This is a genomic window from Pseudomonas sp. LBUM1644, assembly GCF_059716195.1.
Map to the genome: position 1 here is coordinate 4259195 of NZ_CP166812.1, position 14344 is coordinate 4273538.

General features: G+C 59.3%; 18 protein-coding genes. 7 read left to right on the top strand and 11 right to left on the bottom strand.

Features of this window, described 5'->3' with window-relative positions; all coding sequences use genetic code 11:
• The first annotated feature begins 1 nt into the window (after position 1).
• Entirely contained in the window at positions 2-484 is a 483-nt protein-coding gene (locus ACA052_RS19330) for a GreA/GreB family elongation factor (protein ID WP_497646322.1), read from the top strand.
• An 8-nt stretch (positions 485-492) separates the two neighbouring features.
• Here ACA052_RS19330 and cysB read toward each other — a convergent pair whose 3' ends face one another.
• The 5 genes from cysB to ACA052_RS19355 all read right to left on the bottom strand — a co-directional run bounded on the left by cysB (position 493) and on the right by ACA052_RS19355 (position 4449).
• Positions 493-1467 carry an HTH-type transcriptional regulator CysB gene (gene cysB / locus ACA052_RS19335; protein WP_008148549.1) on the bottom strand — a complete coding sequence of 325 codons (975 nt, stop codon included), beginning with the start codon at positions 1465-1467 and terminating at the stop codon, positions 493-495.
• A 113-nt stretch (positions 1468-1580) separates the two neighbouring features.
• Complete coding sequence (locus ACA052_RS19340) at positions 1581-2084, bottom strand: universal stress protein (RefSeq protein ID WP_497646323.1); 504 nt, start codon at positions 2082-2084, stop codon at positions 1581-1583.
• Positions 2085-2178: 94 nt separating this feature from the next.
• Positions 2179-3084: a 5'-nucleotidase gene (locus ACA052_RS19345; RefSeq protein WP_059403653.1), complete on the bottom strand. Its 906-nt coding sequence runs from the start codon at positions 3082-3084 to the stop codon at positions 2179-2181.
• Between the two features lie 25 nt (positions 3085-3109).
• Positions 3110-4066 carry a putative 2-dehydropantoate 2-reductase gene (locus ACA052_RS19350; RefSeq protein ID WP_497646325.1) on the bottom strand — a complete coding sequence of 319 codons (957 nt, stop codon included), beginning with the start codon at positions 4064-4066 and terminating at the stop codon, positions 3110-3112.
• The gene (locus ACA052_RS19355) at positions 4063-4449 is read right to left on the bottom strand and encodes a thioredoxin family protein (RefSeq protein ID WP_497646326.1); all 387 of its coding nucleotides are present in this window, start codon (positions 4447-4449) and stop codon (positions 4063-4065) included. The genes ACA052_RS19350 and ACA052_RS19355 overlap by 4 nt, the downstream gene beginning before the upstream one ends.
• On the opposite strand from ACA052_RS19355, the gene ACA052_RS19360 reads away from it, so the two are divergent.
• Both ACA052_RS19360 and ACA052_RS19365 read left to right on the top strand, forming a co-directional pair.
• The gene (locus tag ACA052_RS19360) at positions 4448-4891 is read left to right on the top strand and encodes a PilZ domain-containing protein (protein WP_497646327.1); all 444 of its coding nucleotides are present in this window, start codon (positions 4448-4450) and stop codon (positions 4889-4891) included. The genes ACA052_RS19355 and ACA052_RS19360 overlap by 2 nt on opposite strands.
• A gap of 128 nt (positions 4892-5019) precedes the next feature.
• Positions 5020-6096 carry a 3-deoxy-7-phosphoheptulonate synthase gene (locus tag ACA052_RS19365; protein WP_497646328.1) on the top strand — a complete coding sequence of 359 codons (1077 nt, stop codon included), beginning with the start codon at positions 5020-5022 and terminating at the stop codon, positions 6094-6096.
• Between the two features lie 86 nt (positions 6097-6182).
• Here the strand turns inward: ACA052_RS19365 and ACA052_RS19370 are convergent, their stop codons facing one another.
• Entirely contained in the window at positions 6183-6470 is a 288-nt protein-coding gene (locus tag ACA052_RS19370) for a GNAT family N-acetyltransferase (protein ID WP_020800382.1), read from the bottom strand.
• A 637-nt stretch (positions 6471-7107) separates the two neighbouring features.
• Between ACA052_RS19370 and oprI the strand changes: the two genes are divergently transcribed.
• Complete coding sequence (gene oprI, locus ACA052_RS19375) at positions 7108-7359, top strand: outer membrane lipoprotei OprI (RefSeq protein ID WP_003199355.1); 252 nt, start codon at positions 7108-7110, stop codon at positions 7357-7359.
• Between the two features lie 122 nt (positions 7360-7481).
• On the opposite strand, the gene ACA052_RS19380 is transcribed toward oprI, so the two are convergent.
• The 3 genes from ACA052_RS19380 to ACA052_RS19390 form a co-directional block, all read right to left on the bottom strand.
• The gene (locus ACA052_RS19380; RefSeq protein WP_497646329.1) at positions 7482-8453 is read right to left on the bottom strand and encodes a L,D-transpeptidase family protein; all 972 of its coding nucleotides are present in this window, start codon (positions 8451-8453) and stop codon (positions 7482-7484) included.
• A 102-nt stretch (positions 8454-8555) separates the two neighbouring features.
• A complete protein-coding gene (locus ACA052_RS19385) occupies positions 8556-8849 on the bottom strand; it encodes a hypothetical protein (protein WP_003226812.1) in 294 nt (97 codons plus the stop codon).
• 56 nt (positions 8850-8905) lie between these two features.
• Entirely contained in the window at positions 8906-9511 is a 606-nt protein-coding gene (locus ACA052_RS19390; RefSeq protein WP_497646330.1) for an arylesterase, read from the bottom strand.
• A gap of 10 nt (positions 9512-9521) precedes the next feature.
• On the opposite strand from ACA052_RS19390, the gene ACA052_RS19395 reads away from it, so the two are divergent.
• Genes ACA052_RS19395 through greB form a run of 3 tightly spaced genes read left to right on the top strand, consistent with a single transcriptional unit; the run spans position 9522 to position 13241 of the window.
• The gene (locus ACA052_RS19395; RefSeq protein ID WP_201117894.1) at positions 9522-10205 is read left to right on the top strand and encodes an ABC transporter ATP-binding protein; all 684 of its coding nucleotides are present in this window, start codon (positions 9522-9524) and stop codon (positions 10203-10205) included.
• Positions 10205-12709, top strand: a complete 2505-nt coding sequence (locus ACA052_RS19400) for an ABC transporter permease (RefSeq protein ID WP_497646331.1) — start codon at positions 10205-10207, stop codon at positions 12707-12709. The genes ACA052_RS19395 and ACA052_RS19400 overlap by 1 nt, the downstream gene beginning before the upstream one ends.
• Before the next feature lie 34 nt (positions 12710-12743).
• Positions 12744-13241 carry a transcription elongation factor GreB gene (gene greB, locus ACA052_RS19405; RefSeq protein ID WP_497646332.1) on the top strand — a complete coding sequence of 166 codons (498 nt, stop codon included), beginning with the start codon at positions 12744-12746 and terminating at the stop codon, positions 13239-13241.
• Positions 13242-13259: 18 nt separating this feature from the next.
• Here the strand turns inward: greB and ACA052_RS19410 are convergent, their stop codons facing one another.
• Positions 13260-13568, bottom strand: coding sequence for a class I SAM-dependent methyltransferase (locus tag ACA052_RS19410; RefSeq protein ID WP_497646333.1), 309 nt, complete (start codon positions 13566-13568; stop codon positions 13260-13262).
• Between the two features lie 298 nt (positions 13569-13866).
• On the bottom strand, positions 13867-14301 hold the full coding sequence (locus ACA052_RS19415) for a DoxX family protein (protein ID WP_497646334.1): 435 nt from the start codon (positions 14299-14301) through the stop codon (positions 13867-13869).
• Positions 14302-14344 lie beyond the last annotated feature (43 nt).

Here is a 14344-nt window from a genome sequence, read left to right on the forward strand (position 1 = left end):
CATGAACAAGCAAACCGTCCACCAACTGATTCTCGACAAGCTGCGGGTCGATCTCGACATCGCCGAACGTGCCGCGCAAACCGCGTACGAAACGGCGACCGACGAAGAAAACATCGCCGAAAACAAGTACGACACGCTCGGTCTGGAAGCATCTTATCTGGCCGCCGGGCAAGCGAAACGGGTCGAAGAAATCAGGCAATCGCTGACGCTGTGCCAGAACCTGACCTTGCGCCCCTATGATGACCAGCGCGGTATCGAAGTGGGCGCCCTGCTCGGTCTGGAAGACGAAAAGGGCCGTGAGCAATGGCTGTTTCTGGCCCCCGATGCGGCGGGGCTGAAGGTCGATCTGGTCGGGCAGTGGATCACCGTCATCACCCCTCGTTCACCGCTGGGCAAAAGCTTGCTGGGCAAGTTCGAAGGGGACGAGGTGGAGATTCTGGTGGCGGGCGCTCGGCAACAGTTTGCTGTTACCGAGGTTGTGTAAATCGAAGATTAATGGACCGGCAGTTCGACGCCGTCGAACAGCTCTTCCAGTTCCTGCTTGTTGTGGCACTGAATGGCTTTGGCCATGACTTCGCGGGTCAGGTGCGGGGCGAATTTCTCGATGAAATCGCACATGAAGCCGCGCAGGAAGGTGCCGCGACGGAAACCGATCTTGGTGATGCTGGACTCGAACAGGTCGCTGGCATCGAGCATCACCAGATCGCTATCGAGTTTGGCGTCGACCGCCATTTTGGCGACAATGCCCACGCCCAGCCCCAAACGCACGTAAGTCTTGATCACGTCGGCGTCGGCCGCGGTGAACACCACTTTCGGCGTCAGGCCGCGGTGGCTGAAGGCTTCGTCGAGCTTCGAACGGCCGGTGAAGCCGAACACGTACGTCACGATCGGGTATTCGGCCAGGGCTTCGAGGGTCAGCTTCGACAGCTTGGTCAGCGGGTGCCCCTGCGGCACGACCACACAGCGGTTCCAGCGATAGCACGGCATCATTACCAGATCGCCGAACAGCTCCAGCGCTTCGGTGGCAATGGCGAAATCCACAGTGCCGTCAGCGGCCATTTCGGCGATCTGCATCGGCGAACCCTGGTGCATGTGCAGGGCAACGTCAGGGTATTGCTTGATGAAATTGCTGATCACCGGCGGCAAGGCGTAACGCGCCTGGGTATGCGTGGTGGCGATCGACAGGGTGCCTTTTTTCTCGTTGGAGAATTCCTGGGCAATCTGCTTGATGCTTTCAACCTTGCGCAGGATTTCACCGGCGGTGGTGATGATGCGTTCGCCGGCCGGGGTGACGCGCGTCAGATGCTTGCCGCTGCGGGCGAAAACCTCGACTCCCAGTTCGTCTTCCAGCAGGCGGATCTGCTTGCTGATGCCCGGTTGCGAGGTGTAAAGACTTTGGGCAGTAGCGGAAACGTTGAGGTCGTGGTGCGCCACTTCCCAGATGTAGCGCAGTTGTTGAAGCTTCATATGAATCCCTCAAAGCAGGTAGACGCCACGGGCATCAGCGACGGTATATAACTATATTAATGGTTTGAAGAATAAATCTAGAACTTTTTTATCAAACTGCCACTATTCTTGCTCTAGCGATCCCCTTGGCGACGGCGTTCCACCAGCGGCACCAGATAGACCGGGACCCGAGCCAACTGCAACACCCGCGCTGCGGTCCGGCCCAACGGCGTTTCCGCGCCAGCACCATGGCTATGACTACCTACGATCAACAAATCCACGGAGAGTTTCTGCGCCTGGTCGAGAATCACTTGCGACGGGTCCCCCTGAAGTACCCGCACCGCTCGTATCCGTTCCAGGTCCTGCTCCCCTTCATCCCCCAGTTCTTCGCGAAAGCTGTCGAGCACTCGCTGCTCGATGTTGGCGATCACCGTGTTCAAGCCCTGACTGTGAAATTCGTTCAGCGCCTGCTCATCGAGGTAGCTCTGAAGCACCGATTCGGCGAACAACCCCATCGGCTCAACGGCGTGAACAACATAAAGGTCGGCATTGAATGTCCGGGCCAGCGCCAAGGCATGCTGCATCACCAACGGTGCATACAAACCGAGGTCAGTGGCATACAGCATTGAACGAATCATATGACCTCCTCGCGTGCCAACATGGCGGAGATTTGATTCAGCTTAGCAGTGCCTTGGCGAGTACGACGTTCCGCGTAACGTGTTGAACCACGGGCTAAACTTTTTGCTCATTGCTGATGCCATGCGGCACGTGACCGGTGGCGACGACTTCGCGGGCCAGTTCGCAATGGCCGGCCTGATCGTCGAAAAACACGTCGGCGGCAAAGGCTTCGAGGAAGGCCGACTTGGTCAGGCCACCGAGGAACAACGACTCATCCAGACGAATGTCCCATTCCCGCAAGGTGCGGATCACCCGCTCATGGGCCGGTGCCGACCGCGCCGTCACCAGGGCGGTGCGGATCGGACAGGCATCATCGGGGAACTCGCGCTGCAACAGATTGAGCGCGGCGAGGAAGCCTTTGAACGGGCCGCCGCGCAACGGCTCACGGGCGGCTTCACGTTCGCTGGCCTGAAACGCTTCCAGACCACCGGCCTGATAGACCCGCTCCGATTCGTCTGAAAACAGCACGGCGTCACCGTCGAAGGCAATGCGCAATTCATCGCTGGCCGCACGGCTTGCGCCACCCGACAAAATCGTCGCCGCGGCAAATCCGGCGTCCAGCGCGCTGCGCACGTCTTCGGCATGGGTCGACAGAAACAAGTCGCAACCAAAGGCCTTGAGGTAGGGATAGGGACTGCGCCCGCCGACAAACGCCGCGCGGGATATCGCCAGGCCATAGTGGTGAATTGAGTTGAACACCCGCAATCCGGTGTCGGCACTGTTGCGCGACACCAGGATCACCTCGACCCTTGCACGGCCGAGGCTGGTATTGAGGTTCAAGAGTTTTTGCACCAGAGGGAATGCGTCGCCGGGCTCGAGGATCTCGTCTTCGTGCTCAATCTGATATTGCCGATAGGCTTCGACGCCGCTCGACAGATAGACCTTGTGGCTCTCACTCAGATCGAACAGTGCCCGCGAAGAAATCGCCAGCACCAGTTTGTCGTCGATAGTCTTCGCCATGCCCTTCCCCCTCAGGTTGATCGACTCAGGTGTTGCGTCGATCAATGAAACTCAAACTGCGATACAAGGCTTCGATTCGCGGCAACTCGCAGCCCGCTGCTTTGGCCACCGCCAGTGGGCGTGCGTAAATCGCCGCCAGCTCCAGCGGTCGCTTGTGCAGAAAATCGTGGTACATGCTCGGCCAGTAGTCCGGCATTTTCTCGGTCATCATGAACAAATTATCGGCATAACCGGCCGGTACGTCGTGACCGCAGGCTATCGCACCCTGAACCACTTCGGCCATCAGCGACTTGATCAGTTCCCGACTGTCGGCGTCGGCCATGAGTGCCGTGGTGCCTGCTTCGAGCAACACCGACAGACCGTTGTAAGGAATATTCCAGACCAGTTTTTGCCAGCGCGCCTGATGCAGGTTCGCCATGGGCTGGGAGTCGATGCCGGCAGTGCGGAAGAACCCGGCGCCCTCCTCGACAATCGCCATGCGTGCCTGGTCATCGGGTGCGGGACCGCTGTGATAGCCCACATTCACCGCACCGAGCGCCTGATGGGTAATGACGCCTGGCCCCTCGCGATGGACGCAGATATAGCAGAGCCCACCCAGCACGTGCAGTGAATCGGGGAGCAATTCGCTCAAACTGTCTTCGACGTCCAGGCCATTTTGCAACAGCAGCACCTTGGCATTCGGCGCCGCGGCTTGAATGATCACCGGCGCCAGTTCGGCGTTATTGGTGGTTTTCGCGCCCACTAGCAGCCAATCGCAGGGCGGCATGTCTTCGGCGGACGAATAGGCTTGAACCGGGTTCAGCGTCAGCGCCCCGTAGGGAGCACTGTCGACTTGAAGCCCACGTTCAGCCACCGCTGAAAATTCACTGCGCAATAGAAAGTGCACATCGAAGCCGGCACGCGCCAGCATCACCCCATAGAAACCGCCGATTGCCCCGGTTCCGATAATACCGATTGTCGGTTTGGCAACTGCCCCCATCATGGCAACTCCTCTGCAATTCGATTCAATGCCTGACCTACCGCTGCATTGAGTTCGGTGGCGGTCAGGCGCGATGTAAGTGCTCCGAAAAACTCACCGTCGCGCACCACGAATAGCGCCGGCAAGTGAAAGACCTGATAACGCTCGACCACCCCGCCATTGTTTCCGGCATCGATCCAGCACAGCCGGTCGACCTCGAGCGCCAGTCGTGGCAATTGCTCACGGGCAAAACGGCAGCTGGCACAGCCGACACTGGTGAAAATCACCAGCGAGACGCCGCTCATCGCCAGCAGCCGTTGGTCGGCGTCGAAATCGGTCAGTTCCAATTCGACCACTATACTGGGGGAAACAATGTCAGATGGCCGACACATGGAGTCCGTGTTCATGGGACGATTTATTCCTCATCCTGACGATGTGCCCGTTGAATTAACGTTGCTCAAACCTGAGTGTATTTCGCGGCAACAGCTGCACACTAGCAGCCTCGGGGGCATGGCTTGCAATTATCACCGCGCGTGGCGCCACGGCACGGCGCTCGAGGTGCGCATGCCGACCTTGAGCCCCGACTTGCGTTTCCTGGGCTATGTGGCCTGGTGCCTGAAACGCAAGCATGGCTATCTGGTGGGCATTGCCTTCCTCGACGAGCAGACACTGTTCAGCGCCCGCATGGGCGAACAGGTGTGCCAGATCGAACGGTACTGCCGCGAACATGACGCCCACAACGACCTGCAGGAGATTCAGGCACTGGCGCTTGAATGGGTCCAGGAACATGCCGACGAGTTCTCCCAGGATACGGTTCGCAGGGCATTTGCACAGGCTGTGCTGGATTAAACCCATGCCTGCCCATTGTCGAGCCACAGTGTAACGCGCTAAGGTTCTGCTCCCCGACGCGCTTAATTTGCTGTGCTCCGCCGCGCGGGTTCGCTGGCGGCCGGCACCCGTGACCTGACGAGTAAACGATGGCTGATTTACCGATCAACGACCTAAACGTCGCCTCCAATGAGACGCTGATCACTCCCGATCAGCTCAAGCGTGATATCCCCCTGAGCGACGCTGCCCTGCGCACCGTCACCAAGGGTCGCGAAGTCATTCGCAATATTCTTGATGGCACCGACCACCGCCTGTTTGTCGTCATCGGGCCTTGCTCGATCCACGACATCAAGGCAGCCCACGAATACGCCGAGCGCCTGAAAGTACTCGCGGCCGAAGTGTCCGATACCCTGTATCTGGTCATGCGCGTGTATTTCGAGAAGCCACGCACCACCGTCGGCTGGAAAGGCTTGATCAACGACCCGTACCTGGACGATTCCTTCAAGATTCAGGACGGCCTGCACATCGGCCGCCAGTTGCTGCTGGACCTGGCCGAGATGGGCCTGCCGACCGCGACCGAAGCCCTCGACCCGATCTCCCCGCAGTACTTGCAGGACCTGATCAGCTGGTCGGCCATCGGCGCACGCACCACCGAATCCCAGACCCACCGTGAAATGGCTTCCGGCCTGTCCTCGGCGGTCGGCTTCAAGAACGGCACAGACGGCGGCCTGACCGTGGCGATCAACGCCTTGCAATCAGTTTCCAGCCCGCACCGTTTCCTGGGTATCAACCAGGAAGGTGGCGTATCGATCGTTACCACTAAGGGCAACGCCTACGGTCACGTCGTGTTGCGCGGTGGCAACGGCAAGCCTAACTACGATTCGGTCAGCGTTGCCCTGTGTGAGCAAGCGCTGAACAAAGCGAAGATCAAGCCGAACGTCATGGTTGATTGCAGCCACGCCAACTCCAACAAAGACCCGGCGCTGCAACCACTGGTGATGGAGAACGTTGCCAACCAGATCCTCGAAGGCAATCAGTCGATCATCGGCCTGATGGTCGAAAGCCATCTGAACTGGGGTTGCCAGGCGATCCCGAAAGACCTCGCCGACCTGCAATACGGTGTGTCGATCACCGACGCCTGCATTGATTGGTCCGCCACCGAAAACACCTTGCGCAGCATGCATGCCAAGCTCAAGGACGTGTTGCCAAAACGCGCTCGTACCTGATCGCGCTGCGCTGCAAGCAAAATTCAGCAGACAAAAAAACGCCGGGCTTAGCCCGGCGTTTTTTTATGCGTTTTATTCTTGAAAGGTCACTGGCTCAGCTTGGCAGCATGGCGCTGGTGACGCTCCATATAGCGTTCCACGTAGGAACACGACGGAATCACGGTGTAGCCCATTTCCTCGGCGTACTGCAGCGCCTGCTCGGTCAATGCGGCCGCGATCCCACGACCACGCAGCGCGTTCGGCACAAAGGTGCGGTAAATATCCAGGGTCTGCTTTCCCAGGTCCATATAGGTCAGGTAGGCACGATGACCGTCCACATTGGTCTCGAACTGATGACCAGCCTGGTCATGGTGGATGGACAACGCCTCGCTCATCACTACTCCTCGCGGGTCTTGAATTTTGACCCCTACCTTACCGATGTTTTTCCGGCGAAGGAACATCTACGCCACCCCGTGCCTGAATGGACACCGAGAAGAGCCGCACCAATCCCGCGCAACCGGGCACGTACAAATAGTAGGCACCATTGGCAAAAATGCTCAAGGTACGCTCGTCATCGTGCAGGGTGGCGGGTGCAGCTCCGGGTCATACAGGGACGGCTCGCCCGAGGGTCTCCGCGGGTCGATAGCCTGAACATTGCCGGATATTGAGACTTAAGACGAGCGCCCTCTCTTAAAGTCACCTCAACATGGATAAAGATATGAGAGGCAGCGCGCAAAATCCGAACGAAAGTATAGACGAATCCATGTAGACAGAGTTTAGCCAAGACAGGAAAAACAGCGATTTAGACGCGGAACTTTTCTTCTGCGGATCGCTCAGCTCGGGCCTTGCAGCTGGATATTTTTTAAACAATGCAGTTAAAAGTTGCTCGAAAAAGAATCAACGCCTACAATTTTTTTTGCTTCTTGCTTTACGTCAGTTTACTTACGACAAGTAATGGGTAGTATGTACGCCGGCTAATTCCTCACTCTGAGGAGATAGCTACTTAATAGAAAGTCCTTGAAGGGGAACACGATGAACAACGTTCTGAAATTCTCTGCTCTGGCTCTGGCCGCAGTTCTGGCTACCGGTTGCAGCAGCGCATCGAAAGAAACCGAAGCACGTCTGACCGCTACTGAAGACGCAGCAGCTCGCTCCCAGGCTCGTGCAGACGAAGCTTACCGTAAAGCTGATGAAGCTCTGGCTGCTGCTCAAAAAGCACAACAGACTGCTGACGAAGCTAACGAGCGTGCTCTGCGCATGCTGGACAAAGCTAGCCGCAAGTAATAGTCCTTCGGGATTATTATCAAGCCGACCCATTTTTGGGTCGGCTTTTTTATTGCCCGGGTTTTGTACGGGCCATAAAAAACCCGCCGATGCGGCCAGCATCGGCGGGTTCCTTTCAAGCGTTACTGCAGCGGGTCGGTCGGTGCACTCGTGACCATCGGCGCAGCCGCGTTCGGCACGGCGATTTCCACCGGCAGGCCATCTTCAGCCGCGACCACATCACGCACCACATCCCAGTTCATGCGCAGGTTGTTAGTGATGTCTTCACGCTTGAGCATCGCGTTGATCACGGCGGTGTGCTTGTCGACCACCGACGGGTTGCCGTTGTCGTCCAGCGGCGTGTGCGCTTCAAGATAGACCTTGCCGCCACTTACCCCGAACTTGTAGGGGTCGTTGATGATACGCACCGATGTACCAACGGGCACCATGCCGGCCATTTCCAGCACGTTGTTGTTGAACATCCGGAAGCAGCCGTGGCTGGTCCGCATGCCGATCCCGAATTTCTTGTTCGAGCCGTGAATCAGGTAGCCCGGAGTGCCCAGGCTGAATTTGAACGGCCCCAACGGATTATCCGGGCCGGCCGGCACCACATTCGGCAACGGATCACCATCGGCGGCGTGCTCGGCCTTGATCGACGCAGGAGGGGTCCAGGTCGGGTTAGGCGTTTTCGCGGTGATGGTGGTGTGGGCGATCGGCGACCCCCAACCCTCACGACCAATACCCAGCGGGAAGGTGTACACCACGTTCCGGCCTTTCGGGTAGTAGTAGAGGCGGTATTCAGCCAGGTTGATGACAATGCCTTCACGCGGGCCTGGCGGCAGGATGAAGCGCGTCGGCAGAATGATTTCGGTACCGGCGCCCGGCAGCCAGGCATCGACGCCAGGGTTGGCCGCGACCATTTCCGAGTAACCCAGATCGTACGTGGTGCCAAGGTCGGCGAAGGTGTCTTCGTACTTGGCCTTGATGACCTGGACCTGGCCGATGATGTCTTCACCGGGCGGTGGCAGGGGCAACTCCAATGCTGAAGCGGGACCGGCCACACAGAAGGCGGCAAGAGTCAGGCAGCGGGTGACGGCAGGAAAGCGCGGCAACATCCGGAAAATCCTTCGCATGATCGACAAGGGTATAAAAACGGGATTGTACACCGGCATCTGTGAATTCGGGGACTTAGCCGATAGCACGCTATCTTTAATGCTTTACAGCTCGAAGCGCAGCTCTGGCCAGATCGGCGATGTGCCGCGTTTTTGCGATTCCAGGATGGCGCGGCATAGCGAGCACAGGCGCTGATCCTGAAACACCCGGCGGTCGACGCTCGACCAGCGTGGCTGTGCTGGCAGCAAGCTACCGCACAGAGTCCGATCTGCCGAGCCGCCGAGCTCCAGCTGACGGGTCACCAGATGTACCCGCACTTCCTGGCAGGCGAACAGATCCAGCTGTTCGTCAGGCTCGATCAGTTGATAGGCAAAAAGTGACCAGGCGGGACGCGGCATCGGGGGCTCCAAATCGGGGGCGCCACGATAGCCGAAACACCGCCGCTAGAAAAGCGTCAAAGCAGCGGTTTCAGAGTAGGCCAGACATTTTCCAGCAACTTGTCCTGAGCCCCGGCAGCCGGGTGCAGGCCATCGGCTTGCATCAGGTCTGGATGGCCACCTACTCCGTCGAGAAAAAACGGCACCAGCGGGATTTTTTTCTCGGTAGCGACGTTGCTGAAGACCTCGGCAAAGGCCTTGGTATAGCGCGCGCCGTAGTTGGGCGGTAATTGCATGCCAAGCAGCAGCACCCTGGCGCCGCTGGCGCGGGAGCTGTCGATCATCGCCGCAAGGTTTTGTTGCAATTGCGTTGGCAGCAATCCGCGCAGCCCGTCATTGCCTCCCAATTCGAGGATCACCAGCTCAGGCTTATGCTCTGCAAGCAGCGCAGGCAGGCGCGCCTGGCCTCCGGCGCTAGTGTCGCCACTGATGGACGCATTGATCACCTTATCGTCGAAACCTTCGCGCTTGAGCCGTTGCTCAAGCAAAGACACCCACCCCAAGCGGGTATCCAGTCCGAAACCGGCGCTGATACTATCGCCAACGATCAGGACAGTACCCGCCGCTGCGTTCTGGGCCATGCACATCAAGGCCAGGCCAGCACTCAAAAACCACACACGCATCGGATTCTCCATGGGCGCAAGCATTCTCACCGCGAAGAACCTCAGCAAAGTGGTTCCCAGCGCGGAAGGTGAACTGACTATCCTGCACGAACTCAGCCTGGAACTGAACAAGGGCGACAGCCTGGCCATCGTTGGCGCTTCCGGTTCCGGCAAATCCACCCTCCTCGGCCTGCTCGCCGGCCTCGACCTGCCGAGCAGCGGCGAAGTCACCCTCGCCGGGCAAGGCTTGAGCAATCTCGATGAAGACCAGCGTGCCCGCATCCGCGCCGAGCACGTCGGTTTTGTCTTTCAATCTTTCCAACTGCTCGACAGCCTCAATGCCCTCGAAAACGTCATGCTGCCGCTGGAGCTCGACGGCCGCAAAGATGCCCGTGAACGTGCCACCGAGCTGCTGCAACGCGTTGGCCTCGGCCAGCGCCTGACCCATTCGCCGCGCCAGCTCTCCGGTGGCGAACAACAGCGCGTGGCGATTGCCCGGGCCTTTGCCGCCGAACCCGATGTGTTGTTTGCCGACGAGCCCACCGGCAACCTCGATAGCCACACCGGCGAGCGCATCAGCGACCTGCTGTTCGAACTCAACCAGGAGCGCGGCACGACCCTGGTGCTGGTCACCCACGACGAACGCCTGGCACATCGTTGCCGGCGCCTGATCCGCCTTGAAGCCGGCCTGCTGGTCGCCCCTCTGGAGCCTTGATGGCACGCCTGCCGCTGTTGCGCCTGTTCAGCCTTGCCATTAGCCAATTGCTGCGCGACGCCCGCGCCGGCGAGCTGCGGGTTTTGTTTTTCGCCCTGGTGGTGGCCGTGGCGGCGAGTACCGCCATCGGTTATTTCGGCGCTCGCCTGAACGGCGCGATGATGCTACGCGCCACCGAATTCCTCGGTGCCGACCTGCTGCTTGAAGGCAGTTCGCCCGCGCGGCCCGAACAGATAAAAAGCGGCACGGACCTGGGCCTCGAACATGCTCAGGTGGTGGAGTTCTCCAGCGTTATCGCTACCGACAATGGCATTCAGCTGTCCAGCATCAAGGCTGCTGACGATGTTTATCCACTGCGCGGTGAACTGAAAAGCGCTCCAGCTCCTTTCGCCCCGGAAGAAGCCGGTGGCGGGCCGAAACCCGGCGAAGCCTGGGTTGAGTCGCGATTGCTCACGGCGCTGGATTTGAAGATCGGCGACAGCATCGATGTCGGTATGCGCACCCTGAAACTGGCGCGGGTCCTGACCTACGAACCGGACCGCGCCGGCAACTTCTACAGCCTGACCCCCAGAGTGCTGATCAACCTCGGCGACCTCGCCGCGACCGGCGTGGTGCAACCCGGCAGCAGGGTCAGTTACCGCGAACTCTGGCGCGGCACTGCGCAAGCGCTGGAAAGTTATCGGCAACAGGTCAAACCGGGTCTGGCCCCTAACCAGCGCTTGCAGGATGCTCGCGATGGCAACCGGCAGATCGGCGGCGCCTTGGGCAAAGCCGAACGTTACTTGAACATGGCCAGCCTGGTGGCGGTTCTGTTATCCGGTGTCGCGGTGGCGCTGTCGGCGACGCGCTTCGCCACTCGCCGGTTCGATGCCAGCGCCTTACTGCGCTGCCTGGGGCTGTCCCGTCGCGAAACCATGGTGCTGTTCAGTTTGCAGCTGACGGTGCTCGGATTGTTGGCCAGCATCAGCGGCGCGTTGATTGGCTGGCTGGCGCAGCTTGGATTATTCGCACTGCTGCATGACTTGTTGCCGACCGACGTTCCACCAGGCGGTCTGTTTCCGGCCATCGCAGGCATCGGCACCGGACTGGTGGCACTGGCCGGTTTCGCATTGCCGCCATTGGCAGCGTTGGGTCGCGTGCCGCCATTGCGAGTATTGCGCCGGGACATGCTGCCAATCCCCTCCAGCACCTGGGCGGTCTACGGTGCGGCGCTCGGTGCGCTTGGGCTGATCATGTGGCGCCTGAGTCTGGACCTGGTGCTGACCTTCGCCCTGCTCGGCGGTGGCGTGATCGCTGCGCTGGTGCTGGGCGGCTTGCTGTTGCTGCTGTTGAAGAGCCTTCGCCGGATGCTGGCGCGTGCGTCCTTGCCCTGGCGCCTCGGCCTGGGTCAATTGTTGCGTCATCCCCTGGCGGCCGCGGGACAATCCCTGGCCTTCGGTTTAATCCTCTTGTCGATGGCGTTGATCGCCTTGCTGCGCGGAGAATTGCTGGATACCTGGCAGAACCAGCTGCCGAAAAACGCACCTAACTATTTCGCCCTGAACATTCTCCCGGCAGACAAACAGGCGTTCACCGATCGCCTGATTGAACTGTCGGCGCAATCGGCGCCGCTGTACCCGGTGGTGCCTGGGCGCCTGATCAGCATCAACGGCGAGCCGGTGCAGGAAATCGTCAGCAAGGATTCGGCCGGTGATCGGGCGATCCAGCGCGACCTGAGCCTGACCTGGGCGGCGGATTTGCCACCCGGCAATAAGCTCACCGCCGGCAACTGGTGGGCCGAACAAACGCCGGATGAGATGCCGGGCGTGTCGGTGGAAGGCAAAGTCGCCGAGAGCCTGAAACTCAAACTTGGCGATCACTTGGTCTTTACGGTCGGCGGGGTCAATCGCGAAGCGAAAGTCACCAGCTTGAGGGACATCAACTGGGACAACTTCCAACCGAATTTTTTCATGATCTTCCAGCCCGGCACGTTGAAGGATCTGCCGGCGACCTACCTGACCAGTTTCTATCTGGCAGCGGGTCATGATCAACAGATTGTCGACCTGTCGCGCAGCTTTCCAGCGGTGACCATTCTGCAAGTCGAAGCCTTGCTGGAGCAGCTGCGCAGCATCCTCGCCCAGGTCACGCTGGCGGTGGAATACGTGCTGCTGTTTGTGTTGGCAGCGGGGATGGCGGTGTTGTTTTCCGGCTTGCAGGCGACGCTGGATGAACGCATTCGCCAAGGCGCGCTGTTGCGGGCACTCGGTGCCGAGCGGCAGTTGCTGGTCAAGGCCAGGAGGATCGAATTCGGCTTGCTGGGCGCGGTCAGCGGATTGCTCGCGGCGCTGGGTTCGGAACTGGTGAGCCTGGTGCTTTACCGTTATGCATTCGACCTGCCGTGGCATCCACATCCATGGCTGCTGGTCCTGCCATTGATCGGCGCCGTGCTCATTGGCAGTGCGGGAGTGTTCGGTACTCGCCGAGCCTTGAATGCCAGCCCGCTGACAGTTCTGCGCGAGGGTTGATAGACTCCAGCGATATCAATCAAAAGAAGTTGCCATGAGCCGTTATCGCCCTCCTCGCACTGCTGGCACCGCGCTGATCACCCCCGAAGGTGAAGCGCGGATGCGGGCCGAATTTCATGAGCTTTGGCATGTGCGGCGACCGCAGGTAACGCAGTCGGTCAGCGAGGCTGCGGCACAGGGCGATCGTTCTGAAAACGCCGAGTACACCTACGGTAAAAAAATGCTGCGCGAGATCGACAGTCGCGTACGTTTCCTCACCAAAAGGCTGGAAGCACTCAAAGTTGTCAGCGAGAAGCCCAGTGATCCAAACAAGGTCTATTTCGGCGCCTGGGTCACCATCGAAGATGAAGAGGGAAAAGAATCGCGCTATCGCATCGTCGGCCCGGACGAACTGGACTTGAAACGGGGGCTGATCAGCATCGACTCACCCTTGGCACGCGCCCTGATCGGCAAGGCGCTGGACGCTGAAGTTCGAGTCCAGACACCGACCGGTGAGCAATGCGTGTATATCGTGGCGATCGAGTATCTCTGAGCCGCAACGCTCTGTGCCTCAGCGGCGGGCAATCAAACCTTGTCGAGCGACCCGGGTCAGTTGCCTGATCACTTCGGGAGCATCCTCTAGACTGGGCGATTGAATCACCGCCAGATCGAAACTGTCGCTGGCAAATCGAGCCAACGATTCACCGTCTTCGACAAACTGGATCAGAAACGCAGCGGGGCCGCCGGTACGGCGTGGCCAGCCGTCGAGATAACGCAAGAGCGTCGGCTGATGGTTGCCGCCAAGCAGGATTTTTGGATTGCGCTGGGTGAGATGTGCCGTGATCGGCGCGGGGCGTATTACTGGGCTTAGTGCATTCATCGAGTCGTGTCTCTGCCTCAAAAGTCTGCATGGCAGGTGAGAGGCAACACCGAACCAGCGCTTTAGCGGTATTTCGAAGCCTGTTTCAAGCTTCTATCGGCAACTCCATGAGTCACCTGGCGCCCCGCAAGTAGCTGTTTAAATCGGCGCATGAGCAGCATCCTAGAGAAGCTGACTCGGCAGTGTCAAGAATCCCGAGCAACAAAACATCAAAAGATCGCAGCCTCCGGCAGCTCCTACAGGGTACGCATGTAGGAGCTGCCGGAGGCTGCGATCTTTTGATTTTGAAGATCCGTGCTTAGCCAGCGATAGCGCGGTCAGCCGACAACTTGCCCGCGCCTTCGATCAGCACGGCAATCGTGCCACCGAGCAGGGCCAAGGCGAATTCATAACCGTTGTTGGCCATGAACAGACCATGAGGCAGGTGCACCGAGAAGATGGCTACCAGCGAAAGAAACGCCAACCCCAGCGCTGCCGGGCGCACCAGCAAACCGATGATCAAGGCCAGACCGCCGAAGAACTCAGTACCGCCAGCCAGCGTCGCCATCACGTAGCCCGGCGCCAGACCGATACTCTCCATGTACTGCGCCGTGCCCGCCAGGCCGTAGCCACCAAATGCACCGAAAAGTTTCTGCGAGCCGTGAGCAGCGAAGATGATGCCGACGCAAATCCGCAGGACAGTCAGGCCATAGCCGGCGCGGGTAAATAGTACCTTGTTGATCAGTGAGCTCATGCTGTGTCATCCATTTTTGAGTTAGGTGTTGGTTGGCCGCTAT